Annotated in this window: 11 protein-coding genes; 7 read left to right on the forward strand and 4 right to left on the reverse strand. The window is 68.1% G+C overall.

Annotation, left to right across the window (positions count from 1 at the left end; translation table 11 throughout):
* Positions 1-32: 32 nt before the first annotated feature.
* The gene (locus FHS55_RS01275) at positions 33-524 is read right to left on the reverse strand and encodes a flavin reductase family protein (RefSeq protein WP_183187868.1); all 492 of its coding nucleotides are present in this window, start codon (positions 522-524) and stop codon (positions 33-35) included.
* Complete coding sequence (locus FHS55_RS01280; protein WP_183187869.1) at positions 521-1975, reverse strand: 4-hydroxyphenylacetate 3-hydroxylase family protein; 1455 nt, start codon at positions 1973-1975, stop codon at positions 521-523. Before FHS55_RS01280 ends, FHS55_RS01275 begins: the two co-directional genes overlap by 4 nt.
* 110 nt (positions 1976-2085) lie before the next feature.
* Here FHS55_RS01280 and FHS55_RS01285 point away from each other — a divergent pair, with 110 nt between their 5' ends.
* Entirely contained in the window at positions 2086-3030 is a 945-nt protein-coding gene (locus tag FHS55_RS01285) for a LysR family transcriptional regulator (RefSeq protein WP_183187870.1), read from the forward strand.
* 147 nt (positions 3031-3177) lie between these two features.
* Entirely contained in the window at positions 3178-4113 is a 936-nt protein-coding gene (locus FHS55_RS01290) for a 2-hydroxyacid dehydrogenase (RefSeq protein WP_183187871.1), read from the forward strand.
* Here the strand turns inward: FHS55_RS01290 and FHS55_RS01295 are convergent.
* Complete coding sequence (locus FHS55_RS01295) at positions 4107-6224, reverse strand: putative bifunctional diguanylate cyclase/phosphodiesterase (RefSeq protein ID WP_183187872.1); 2118 nt, start codon at positions 6222-6224, stop codon at positions 4107-4109. The two genes, FHS55_RS01290 and FHS55_RS01295, sit on opposite strands and share 7 nt — an antisense overlap.
* Positions 6225-6525: 301 nt before the next feature.
* Here FHS55_RS01295 and FHS55_RS01300 point away from each other — a divergent pair, with 301 nt between their 5' ends.
* On the forward strand, positions 6526-6681 hold the full coding sequence (locus FHS55_RS01300; protein WP_183187873.1) for a hypothetical protein: 156 nt from the start codon (positions 6526-6528) through the stop codon (positions 6679-6681).
* A gap of 39 nt (positions 6682-6720) precedes the next feature.
* Positions 6721-7311 (forward strand): SCO family protein, encoded by a 591-nt coding sequence (locus tag FHS55_RS01305; RefSeq protein WP_183187874.1) that lies wholly within the window; start codon positions 6721-6723, stop codon positions 7309-7311.
* Here FHS55_RS01305 and FHS55_RS01310 read toward each other — a convergent pair.
* On the reverse strand, positions 7262-9184 hold the full coding sequence (locus tag FHS55_RS01310; RefSeq protein WP_183187875.1) for a glycosyltransferase: 1923 nt from the start codon (positions 9182-9184) through the stop codon (positions 7262-7264). The genes FHS55_RS01305 and FHS55_RS01310 overlap by 50 nt on opposite strands.
* A gap of 185 nt (positions 9185-9369) precedes the next feature.
* Between FHS55_RS01310 and FHS55_RS01315 the strand changes: the two genes are divergently transcribed.
* From FHS55_RS01315 to FHS55_RS01325, 3 genes are all read left to right on the forward strand, one after another.
* A complete protein-coding gene (locus tag FHS55_RS01315; protein WP_183187876.1) occupies positions 9370-10245 on the forward strand; it encodes a transporter substrate-binding domain-containing protein in 876 nt (291 codons plus the stop codon).
* 90 nt (positions 10246-10335) lie between these two features.
* A complete protein-coding gene (locus FHS55_RS01320; RefSeq protein ID WP_183187877.1) occupies positions 10336-11994 on the forward strand; it encodes a lysine--tRNA ligase in 1659 nt (552 codons plus the stop codon).
* Between the two features lie 29 nt (positions 11995-12023).
* Positions 12024-12587, forward strand: a complete 564-nt coding sequence (locus FHS55_RS01325; RefSeq protein WP_183187878.1) for a hypothetical protein — start codon at positions 12024-12026, stop codon at positions 12585-12587.
* Positions 12588-12632: the final 45 nt, after the last annotated feature.

Consider the following 12632-nt stretch of genomic DNA (forward strand, 5'->3'; position numbering starts at 1 on the left):
AGATCTCGCGCCCGCGCCTCGCTCGGCATGCGTCAGGCGACCTCGAGTTTGTGATAGGCGCGGTTGGAATAGACCAGCGGCTTGGCCGCGTCGCTCGCCAGCGCCAGCACCTCACCGGCGATGATGTGATGCGTGCCGAACTCGAACACGCCGGCGATCCGGCAGTCGAAGCGGCACAGCGCCCCCATCAGCACCGGCGAGCCGGTGTGCAGCCGCTCCCACTGAGCCACCGCGAAGCGGTCTTCCGCCAGCTCGGGGATCAGGCCGGCGAAGCTGTCGGCCACCCGGTGCTGGCCATGCGCGAGGATGTTGGCGGCAAACACGCCGTTGGCGATCAGCGTCGGCAGGGTGCGGCTGCCCTTGTTGAGGCAGAACAGCACCGAGGGCGGTTCCATCGACAGCGAGCAGAGCGAGGAGACGGTGACGCCCGCCCGTCCCGCCTCGCCGTCCGTGGTGACCACGGTCACGCCCGAGGCCGTGCGGCCCATGGCTTCGCGAAACAGGGCGACGTCGATCCCGCTCATTTCCCGGTCCCCATTACCTGGTCCGACAGGCCGGCCGCCTTGCGCACGAAGTCGAGCGGGCCGGAAAAGTCGAAGGCGTTGTACACCGCATTGAGATGGTTGAAATGCGGCGCCTGCGCGAACTGCACGAAGGTCAGGCGGTGGCCGGCATAATCGGAATTGAGCAGGTCGCGGGCGAAGGCGAGCAGCTTGCGCCGGTCCTCGGATTCCCACTGCTTGTTCAGCGAGTAGAATTTCTTCAGCCACTCGCCCGAGCCTTCCGCCTCGAAGGCGGCGGCGTTCGGCGTCACGCAGATCTGCCCGCCGCACAGTTCGCGGGCGATGTGCATCATCGCCGGCAGGTTGGCGCAGGCGTGGATGCGCCCGGCATAGAGCATCGACTGGTTGGGCATCAAAAGCCCGCCGGGGCTCTTCTCCGCCAGCGTGATGGATGCGGTGAGGTGGGCGTTGATGCCCTCGCGGTAGCACACGAGATCGGCGAGCTTCTCGCGCACCGATTGCAGCTTTTCGAGCCCGGTCTGCCGGGCGTTGAACATCGCCGCGCCGATCATCATGTCGGCGACGTAGAGCAGGCGGTGCACATAGGGGAAGGCCGAGTAGCGGTGCAGCGTCGCGCGCACGAACTGCGCCGCCTTGGTGTGGCGGTAGAAGAACACGTTCTCCCAGGGGATCAGCACGTTGTCGAAGATGACCAGCGATTCCACCTCGTCGAACCGGTTGGCGAGCGGGTAGTCCTTCGGATTGGTGCGGCCGGCGAAGGAGGAGCGGCAGATCTGCCGCACGCCCGGCGCGCCCATCTCGATGATGCCGCCCACCGCGTAATCGGACAGCGTCTCGTTGGTCCACGCGCCGACGGTTGGCTTGAGGAAGGCCTGGTCGGCATAGGCCGCGGCGGTTTCGTATTTGGCGCCGCGGATGATGATGCCCGCGTCTGTCTCCTTCACGACATGCACCATCATGTCGGGATCCTGATCCTGCGGGGCGAGCGAACGGTCGCCCTTGGGATCGGTGTTGGCCGAGACATGGAAGATGTCGTTGTCGAAGATGTTCTGCACGTGCCGGTCGACATTGTCGGCGAAGCGGGGGTCAAACTCCGCCAGCACGTCGCGCCCGTCCATGAGCGACCAGACTTCGCCGATCGTCTCGTCGCCGACGCGGGTCACCACGCCGCCAATGTCCTGCATGACCGCATCGACGGCGGCGATCTTGTCGCTCCAGTCCTTCGTCTCGCGCGGCGGCTTGTAGAAGATGGTGTTGCGCTTGTTGTCCTCGACATAGGTGAGGCGGTCCTGGTAGCGCGCCTCATGCGCCATGTCGTACATGCGCGCCCGCACGTCGACGATCGGCTTGAAGGAGGGATGCTGGGTGACATCCTTCACCCGCTCGCCGTCCATCCAGATCTCGCGGCCGTCCTGGAGACCCTGCCGGTACGCGTCGCCTGTGCGGATCATGCGGTGCTTCCTTTTCCTGTCAGGAAATATTGCGCTTTCCCCATGGATCGATAAAATATTATCGTTCGTTCCTCGAAATAGAAAATTCTGATGCGAGATAGAGAATTCGGATGAATGTCTCGCTCCGCGCGCTGCGCTACGTGGTGACAACCGCCGATTTCGGCAACCTGACCGAGGCGGCACGGCACCTCAACGTGTCCCAGCCCTCGATTTCGGCCGCCATCGCGCAGTTCGAGGCGGAATGCGGCGTGCAGCTCTTCGTGCGCCATCATGCCAGGGGCGTCACCACCACCATGGCCGGCACCCGCATCATCAACGAGGCGCGGCTGCTGCTGAACCATGCGCGGGATTTCGGCCAGAACGCGCGGGCGATGGCCGACGAGGTGCGCGGCGAGATCGCGGTGGGCTGCTTCTGGACCGCCGCCACCCATTTCATGCCGGGCCTGCTCACGCGCTTCGCGCAGAGCCATCCGGGCATCACCGTGCGCCTCGATGAGGGCGACCAGCAGCAGATCCTCGATGCGCTGGTGTCGGGGCGCACCGAGCTCGCTCTCTCCTACGAATTCGCGCGGCCCGAGGAGGTGGTGGCCGAGCCGCTCGCCGAACTGCCGCCCTATGCCGTGCTGCCCGCCGACCATCGGCTCGCGCAGCGCGAGCGCATCAGCCTCGCGGAGCTTGCCGGCGAGCCCTTCATCCTGCTCGACCTGCCGCACTCGCGGGACTATTTCATGAGCCTGTTCCGCGCGGCGGGGGTGGAGCCGCAGATCGCCTTTCGATCAAGGGTCTACGAGCTGACGCGTGGGCTGGTCGGGCAGGGGCGGGGCTACACCATCCAGAACGTGCTGCCGCGCACGCAGATCACCCATGATGGCGGGCGCGTCGCCGCCGTGCCGTTGACCGACCGGCTGGAGCCGGTGCGCCTTGTCAGCCTCAAGCTGCGCCGGCAGGCGCCGCGCCCGGCGGTGGAAGTGTTTGCCCGCCATCTCGCGGCGTCCTTCGCGCCGGGTGGGCTGTTCGAGCCGGGCACGCTCTCGCCGCATGCCACGGTCCGCTGAGCGGGCGCACGGGTCCCGCCGGGCACGGGCGCGCCGAGCCCGCCGCGTTTCACTGGCAGGAAACGTCACCCCCGCGACAGGCTGGCGGCGCCGGGGCATTCAGGCTATCAGGCCCATCCAGGGTGGGAAGCGAGAGGAAGGCGCGCGATGAGCCGTGAGGCGCTGGTTTTCTACAGCCCGGTCGATAGTTCGGCGGCGTGGCGCGAGGCGCTGACCGCCGAGCTTCCCGACCTCGATTTCCGCGTGGACCCCGAGGTGGGCGACCCCGCCGATATCCGCTATGCCCTTGTCTGGCTGCCGCCGCGCGGCTTCTTCGCGCGCTTTCCCAATCTTCAGCTCGTCACCAATCTGGGCGCGGGCGTCGATGCGCTGCTCGGGCGCGATGATCTCGTGCCCGTCAGGTTTTCCCGCCTCAACGATCCCGGCATGACGGCGATGATGACGAGCTATGTCGTCTTCGCCGTCACCCGCTACGCCCGCGACATCCCGGTATTCGAGCGGGCCAAGCGGCGCGGCGTGTGGGACTATGTCCATCCCCGCCCGCTGGCCGACATCAAGGTCGCGGTGCTGGGGCTGGGGGAACTCGGCGCGCCGGCGGCGCGGGCGCTGGCCGGCATGGGCTACACCGTCACCGGCTGGTCGCGCTCGCCGAAGGACATTCCCGGCGTCGCCTCCGAGACCGGGCGGGAGGGGCTGGAGCGGGTGCTCGCGGATAACGAGATCATCGTCAGCCTGCTGCCCCTGACGCCGGATCTGCGCGGCATTCTGGGCGCGCGGGAATTCGCGCGGATGCCGAAGGGCGCGAAATTCATCAATGCCTCGCGCGGCGCTGTGGTCGACGAGGCGGCGCTGATCGGCGCCCTGCGCTCGGGCCAAGTCGCCGAGGCGACGCTGGACGTGTTCGAGACCGAGCCGCTGCCGCCCGATCATCCCTTCTGGACGCTCGACAACGTGCTGATCACCCCGCACCTCGCCAGCATCACGGTGCCTAAGCTGGCCGCGCGCGACGTGGCGCAGAGCATCCGCCGGATGCGGCAGGGACTGGCGCCGCTGCACGAGGTCGATCCCGCCCGCGGCTACTGATGCGCCGCCAGCGGATCCTCGGTGGGTAGGTCCTTGGTGGGCAGGTCCTCGGCCAGTGAGCCCTTTGCCAGAAGGTCCTGGGCGTCGGTCGGGCGGTGGAACAGGAAGCCCTGGTACATCATCGCGCCGAGCTCGCGCAGCTTGGTGAGCTGGATCTCCTCCTCCACCCCCTCGGCGACCAGTTCGAGGCCGAGCGATCGGGCGATCGAGATGGCCGCCATCATGAGCGCCTTGTCGATCGGGTCGCTCAGGAGGTCGCGGGTCACGCTCCAGTCGATCTTGATGCCGTCGACCGGCAAGCGCTTCAGCGCCTCGAACGAATTGTAGCCATTGCCGAAATCGTCGAGATAGACATAGATCCCGCGCCCGCGCAGATCGGAGAGAAAGCGCGCGATCTCGGCAATGTCTTCAATTCCCTCGCTTTCCGTCACCTCGATGCGGAAGGCGCTTTCCACGCCCGGATGCAGGTCCAGCAGGTCCATCAGACTGCGCTGGAAGGCCGGGTCGGTCAGCGAGCGGGCGCCGATATTGGCGGAGACATAGTGGCCGGCCCCGCGCTCGATGAGGTGGATCGCCAGATCCATCACATGCCGGCAGACCCAGCTGTCGATCCGGCCCATCAACCCGAGCCGCTGGGCCGCCGGCAGGAATTCCGCCGGCTGGCAATAGGTGCCGTTCTCGTCCACCAGCCGGATCAGCGCCTCATAGCCGAGCGGCTGGAGGTCGGCATCGACGATGGCCTGCAGATGCAGGTGGAAACGGCCGAGCTCGAAACCGAGCCGGATCCGCTCCGCCCAGCTGAGCCGCTGGCGGGTGTTGCTCACCTTGGGGTCGCCGAGATCGTAGAGCTGCACGCGGTCGCGGCCGGATTCCTTCGCGACATAGCAGGCGGTGTCGGCGGCCGCGATCAGGCTGGAGACGGTCTTCGCATTGCCGTTGCCACGCACAAGACCGATGCTGAGCCCGAGCGTGAAGGCCCGGCCGCTCACGTGGAACGGACTTTCGCGCACGGTCGTGTTGAGCCGCCGGGCAATGCGCAGCGCATCGCTCTCCTCGATATTGCTGAGCACCAGGGCGAACTCGTCGCCGCCGACCCGCGCCAGCATGTCGTCGCTGCGCAGCTGGGCGCGCAGGACATGGGAGAGCTCGCGCAGCACCTCGTCGGCGGCCGCGTGACCCACGGCATCGTTGACGCCCTTGAAGTGATCGATGTCGATCATGCCGACCCAGAGACTGCGCGGCTCGCCGTCGCGCAGATACTGGTTGAGCCGCTCCTCCAGCGCGAAGCGGTTGGGCAGGCCGGTGAGCAGGTCGCTGCGCGCCTGCAGGGCGACGAGGCGGGCGAATTCCGCCAGGGCCTCGCTCTGCTGGCGCAGTTGCTCGCGCATGGTGATCAGCTCGCTCTCGCGTCGCTTCTGCGCGGTGAGATCGGTCCAGATGCCGACCGCGCAGCCCGTCCCTATCCGCCGCAGGCTGGCCAGCATCCAGTGGCCATCGCGAAGGGGAACCTCCACGCGCTGCTCGCCGGTCTCGCGGAACTGCGTGAGAAAGGTGTCGGCGAAGGCGGCGTCCACCTCGTCCGCGAACATACCCCGGCGTCGCGCCTCGGCGATGCGCTCGGAAAGCGTGCCGCCCACCGCGATCTCGACGCCCGCCTCGGCGAAGCGGCGGCGCATGCCGTCATTGGCGAGCAGGATCCTCTCATCGGTATCGAGCAGCACGAAGCCCTCGCCGACGCCGTCAATCGCCTCCAGCAGCTGGGCCTCGGCGGCCTTCAGCCGGGTAATGTCGCTCCACACGCAGATCGTGCCGCCATCGGGGGTGCGATTCTCGCGCACCTGCACCCAGCCGCCCGTCTGCAGTGGGATGTCGAAGGGTTCGCCATCGGCTGCCGCATGGCGGCGCATGCGTTCGGCGATCGCGTCATCGCCTCGCGGCTCATGGGAGGCGCCGTCCGGCACCGAGGCGAGAGCGAAGAAACTGAGGCCGTGCAGGTCGCCAAGCGGCTCAAGGAGGGGAAACAGTTCCAGAAAGCGGCGATTATGGGCAACCAGTCTGTCCTGGGCGTCGAACAGCGCGAACCCGTCGGCCATGGCGTCGACCGCCGCCATCAGCCGGCTCCGCTCGCGGCCGTCTGCCGTGTCGTCCGCACGCGACGATCCAGCATAGGACCGGCCCGGATGCCCAGTATTCATTATACCTGCCTTAGTCCGTCCACCCTCTACCTCGCATGTCGTATTCGGCAACATGACGAGACATCATTCGTTCACACATGGATGCAAGCACCCAGCGTTCACGTGGCCGTGCATTTCAGTATTATTCTGCGCACGGAGCAAGCCATCCGCCATAAATGATTTGAAAATTGGCCAATAACGTTTCCAGATTGAAACTATTTTTCCGGAGAGTGTACGGATGACGGTGGGCGACGGCCTTCGGCGCGGGTGGACGCGCTGGGCGATGATCGGCGCTGGCGCCGTGGCGGTCGCCGCGACGATCGGCCTGTGGGCGCGTCACGGTGCCGCCGTTTTCTTCGACATGGTGGCGGCCGGCTTCGCCTATTGCTTCTGAGGTGCGGTCGTCCCGCGCTCCCGTGAGGTCTCGCCCGTCATGATGCAACGTCGCGTTCTCGTCCTTCTCGCTGTCTTCGTCGTTGGTGCCGTGGCGATCGTGGCGGGCGCGCTGGCTTTTCTGCCGCGCGGCGCCGCGCCGGTGGCGAGCGCCAGTGCCGTTGGCGGGCCGTTCCGGCTGGTCGACCAGGACGGTCGTGCGGTGACGCAGGCCGATTTCGCGGGCGAGCCCTTCCTCGTGTTCTTCGGCTTCACCCACTGCCCGGATGTGTGCCCTACGGCGCTCTACGACCTGTCGCAGCTGTTCGAGGCGCTGGGGCCGGATGCCGACAAGGTCCGCGGCCTGTTCGTGACCGTCGATCCCGAGCGCGACACGCCCGAGGTGATGAAGTCCTATCTCGGCAGCTTCGATGCCCGCATCCGCGGCCTGTCGGGTTCGCCCGAGCAGGTCGCGGCGATCATCCGCGCCTACCGCGTCTATGCCAGGAAGGTGCCGACCGGCGACGGCGACTACACGATGGACCACACCGCCATCGTCTATCTCATGGGCAAGGACGGCAGCTTCATCGCGCCGTTCAACCTCAAGCGCCCCCCTGAGGAGGCGGCCGCCGACCTGCGGCGCTATCTCTAGGGCGCTTTCGGGCGAGGTGCAGGCGCCGGCGTGGCAGCCGCGCCAGCCCGTGATCGGTCTTCTCCCAGAGCTGCGGATCGGTGACGAGCTGGATCGCCGCGCGCCAGGCAGCCAGCGACATCATCAGCCAATAGGCCGGCACCAGCGGCAGCACGCGCCAGAGGCCGGTCAGCCGCCGCCGCCGCATGCCGATGGCGGTGCAGAGCAGGGCGCTCGAATAGCCGATCGCGAACACCCCGATGCCCAGCCCCTCGACAGCGACCAGCGAAAGCTCGTCGGGATGCGGGCGGCCGAAGGCGAGGTCGCCGATGAGCACGGCGAGGAAGAAGGGGTGCACCAGTGCCGCGGCCAGCCCGCCGCCCATGAGGCATACGAAGGCCGCGCCACTGCCGGGCCCCGCCTCGCGCAGCAGGGCGAGCGGCCGGCGCCCATGCACCAGCAGGGTCTGCATCCAGCCCTTGTACCAGCGGGTGCGCTGGCGCAGCCAGGCGTGAAAGCGGCGCGGCGCCTCCTCGCCGGTGGTGGAATCGATCACTGCCGCCTTCCAGCCATGCCGGACAAGCCGCACGCCGAGATCGGCATCCTCGGTCACGTTGTAGGGGTCCCAGCCGCCAATCTCCTCCAGCACCTCGCGGCGGAAATGGTTTGAGGTTCCCCCGAGCGGAAAGGGCAGGCGGCAGCCGCCGAGCAGCGGCAGCAGCACGTCGAAATGGCCGGCATATTCGGCGGCGAACTGCCGGGTGATCCAGCTGTCGGCCACATTGTCGATGGCGATCCGCGCCTGCACGCAGCCGATTTCCGTCCCGGCCCGGCTGGCGAACAGCGCGCAGACCCGGCGCAACTGGTCGGGATCGGGAATGTCCTCGGCGTCAAAAATGCCCACGATGCTGCCGCGGGCGAAGGGCAGGGCGGCGTTGAGCGCCTTTGGCTTGGTGCGCGGCCCCGCGCCGGGCGCGATCAGCACCTCGAAGCCGGGCCGGTTCGCATGGCCCGCAAGGGCGGCTGCGGTTTGCGGATCGTCGGCTTCGATGACGAGGAGAATCTGGAGTTTCTCGGCGGGATAGTCGATCGCCCGAAGCGCCGCGACGAGCTGGGGCACGATGCGGGCCTCGCGGTAGAGCGGCACGATCAGGGAATAAGCCGGCAGCCGCCGGTCGTCGCGCATCGGTGGTGGTCCGGTCTGCATCGCGCTTCCGGCGCAGGCGGCGAGGCGCAGCGTGCTCCAGCCCAGCAGCATAAGCGCGGTGACGCTGGTCAGCGCCAGCGCCAGCGGGCCGGGGAGCAGGCGAAGCAGCAGCGGGGCGAGAGCCAGCAGGCCCGCCAGAACCAGGAAAAGCACGCGCGTCGCCCCGAGCGTGCCCGCACTCAGGCGGGGCTGGTCGCGCTTGAGCCCGAACGCCGCCTGCTCGGCGAGAGCGGCGGCGAAGCGCCGGCGCACCAGGCTGGCCAGCCGCTCGGGTGTGGACAGCAGCAGCGCGCGGCGCAACTCCGGCCGGCTCGCCAGCCGGGCCGCCAGCTCACGCAGCCGCAAACCGCGCGCGGCTACCACCAGCCGGCCATCGGGCAGGCGCATCAGGCCCGAGCGCAGCAGCGCGACGAGATCGGCATAGGCGGGGCGAGAGGTGCTGCGCGCCGGCTCCTCGCCTACGAGCGGGGCGAAGTCGAGGCCGAGCATGCGCGCGCTTGCCTCGCCGAGCGCATCCGCCTGCACGGCACCGGCGGCCAGCAGGACCTCGTCGGCGCCGACGCCGGTGCGCTGGGCCCGCTCCATGGCATAGGCGATATCGCTGCCCTCGAACCCGGGCAGCAGGCCGGCGATTTCCACGGGCGGCGCCGCGAGCCCGCTTCCCCCGTCGGGCGGCTGTCGTCTCATCGCCACCCCCGTCCAAAGCCATCAGCGAACCCTCGCCTCGCCGGCGGCGCCGCGCTAGAAGAGGATGCGGCGCGCCTTCCGGCGGTGGCAGGTTCGAGGCCAGTTTGAGATATTCCGCTTATCTTCGTCGAGTCCTTCGAAAGGCGCGCATCGTTTCGGCGGCGCGGGCCGTTCATGCGGCGGGCATGGCTCGCCACACACTCGCGGCGTGCCTGCTCGCCATGGTGTTCGCCTCGTTCGCCCCGGGCGGCGTGCCACAGGCGCAGACGGCCGGGACCGCCGATGCCGCCGCCAGCGTTGCCGTGCCCGGCTTCTGGGACCCGAAGCGCCGCCCCGAGCGGCCGGACGTGACACGGCTGCCGATGCAGATTCGCTTCGTCACCACCGACGACTACCCCCCCTTCAGCTTCCGTGACGAGGGCGGCCGGCCGGCGGGCTTCAATGTCGACATCGCCCGCGCCATCTGCACCGAGCTGGCCATCACCTGCACGCTGGAGGTGATGCCGTTCGACGCGCTGGTCGCCGCGCTCGATGAGGGCAAGGCGGATGCCGCCATTGCCGGCATCGCCATCACCCCCCTGAGCCGGCAGGCGGTGGAATTCACCGATCGCTATTTCCGCTCGCCGGCCCGCTTCGTCAGCCGCCGGGGCGGCACGGTCGCGGCGGTCACGCCCGATGCCATCGCCTCCCGCAAGGTCGGCGTGGTCACGGGCACGGCGCACGAAGCTTATCTGCGCAGCTTCTTCGCCGAGGCCGATATCCGCTCCTTCCCCAGCCCCGAGGCCGCCCGCGACGCCCTGCAGAAGGGCGAGGTGGACCTCGTCTTCGGCGACGGCGTGCAGCTGGCGCTGTGGCTCAACGGCACGATGTCCGCCGGCTGCTGCGCCTTTGTCGGCGGGCCCTTCACCGAGAGCCTGTTTTTCGGCGAAGGCATGGGCATCGCCGTCAAGCAGGGCAATGACGCGCTGCGCCAGTCGCTGAATTACGCTCTCGCCCAGCTCTGGGAGGAAGGCGTCTATACCGACCTGTATCTGCGCTGGTTTCCCATCAGCGTTTATTGACGCGGCGTCGCGCACTACCTAGAGCATGCGGCTGCGCGCCCTGACGGCGCCTTTTCGCGTTGTGTTTCAAAGAGCCCAGGAGGGCAGACCATGACGGAGACCGCTCCGGTCGAGGATTTTGCAGGCGAACTGCGCGTGCTGGCCGAGAACGCCGGCGCCTGGCCGTTCGAGGAGGCCCGCAAGATCGTCGAGCGTCTGAAGCGGAAACCGAAGGACGAGGTGCTGTTCGAGACCGGCTACGGCCCCTCGGGCCTGCCCCATATCGGCACGTTCGGCGAGGTGGCGCGCACCACCATGGTGCGCCACGCCTTTCATGTGCTGACCGAGGGCAAGATTCCCACGCGCCTCCTGTGCTTCTCCGACGACATGGACGGCATGCGCAAGATTCCGGAGAACGTGCCGGATCCGGCGGCGCTGAAGCCCTATCTGCAGATGCCGCTCACAAAGGTGCCGAACCCGTTCGGCGGCGGCTATGCGAGCTTTGGCGACCATAACAATGCGATGCTGCGCCGCTTCCTCGACACGTTCGGCTTCGAATACGAGTTCGCCAGCGCCACCGACTATTATTTCTCCGGCAAGCTCGACGCCGTGCTGCTGAAGGCGGCTTCGAAGTACGAGGCCATCATGGAAGTGATGCTGCCGACGCTGGGCGAGGAGCGGCAGGCGACCTATTCGCCCTTCCTGCCGATCTCGCCGGTTTCGGGGCGCGTGCTCTACGTGCCGCTCAAGGCGGTCGACGCCGCGGCCGGCACCATCACCTTCACCGATGAGGACGGGGTGGACAAGACCGTCCCCGTCACCGGCGGCAACGTGAAGCTGCAGTGGAAGCCGGATTTCGGCGCCCGCTGGGCGGCGCTCGACGTCGATTTCGAGATGTTCGGCAAGGACCACCAGACCAACGCGCCGATCTATGACCGGATCAGCGAAATTCTCGGCGGCGTGGCGCCGGAGCACTTCGTCTATGAGCTGTTCCTCGACGAGAACGGCCAGAAGATCTCGAAGTCCAAGGGCAACGGCCTCACCATCGACGAGTGGCTGACCTATGCCAGCCCCGAGAGCCTGGCGCTGTACATGTTCCAGTCGCCGCGCTCGGCCAAGAAGCTGCATTTCGACGTGATCCCCAAGGCGGTGGACGAGTATTTCAATTTCCTCGCCCGCTACCCCGCGCAGGACTGGAAGAATCGGCTGGGCAACCCGGTGTGGCACATCCATTCCGGCAACCCGCCGGTGGTGGAGCTGCCGCTGACCTTCGGCCTGCTGCTCAAGCTCGCCTCCGCGTCCAATGCCGAGGAGAAGGGCGTGCTCTGGCGCTTCATCGAGCGCTACGCGCCGGGCACCTCGCCGGAAACGCACCCGACGCTCGACCAGCTGGCCGGCTATGCCGTGCGCTACTTCGTCGACCGGGTGAAGCCGCGCCGCTCCTACCGACTGCCGGACGAGGTGGAAGCCAAGGCGCTCGCCGCGCTCGACGCCGCGCTCGCGGGTCTGGACGGGACGGATCGCGACGCGATCCAGAACGCCGTGCTCGATGTCGGCCGCGCCGAGCCGCGCTACCAGGACCACAAGCGCACCAGCCCCACCGGCGGGCCGGGCGTGACCTTCGCGTGGTTCAGCGCGCTTTACGAGCTGCTGCTGGGCGAGAAGGAGGGGCCGCGCTTCGGTTCCTTCGTCGCCGCCTACGGCATCCCGGAGACGCGCGCGCTCATCGCTCGCGCGCTGGCCGGCGAACTGGTGCAGGGCGCGGCCTGAGCCTCAAGGGCCGTGCGGGAGGGGGGCACATGCCCAGGCGGGAAAAGGGGCGGATCGACCTGAGAGTGGACGATCCGCAGCAACTGCTCGACATGCTCGATCCCTTCCCGTTCCGCGAGCGCGGGCTGGACGGCGATGTCGACGAATATATCTGCGAGCATGCCAGCGAAATACCGCCGGAGGCGCCTCTCGCCATCGCCATCCACCTGCCGGAAGCGCAGGCGGCGGGCGCGCTGGCGCAAAGCCTGCCCGACATCGCCCGCCGCCATTTCGAGCGGCAGGCCGAGCGGCGCTCGGCCGAGCTGACCAAGCTGTTCACGCTCGGGCGAAAGATGCTGGTGATCGGCCTGATCGTGCTCGGCCTGTGCCTCGTCATCGGCCAGTCGCTGGTCGGCCTGTTCCCCGGTTCGCGCCTTGCCGAAGTGGTGATGGAAGGGCTGGTGATCCTCGGCTGGGTCGCCAACTGGCGGCCGATGGAGATCTTCCTGTTCGAATGGTGGCCGCTGGTGCAGGAACGCCGGCTCTACCGCCGCCTCGCCCATGCCCCGGTCCGCGTGGTGGCGCAGGAAGGGACGGCGCCCGCCGCCGCCTGATCTTCGCAAAGTCAGGACGGCCGGGCACCACCCGGCCGTTTTCTG

It is taken from the genome of Ancylobacter tetraedralis, assembly GCF_014195655.1.
GTDB classification, from domain to species: Bacteria; Pseudomonadota; Alphaproteobacteria; order Rhizobiales; family Xanthobacteraceae; genus Ancylobacter; species Ancylobacter tetraedralis.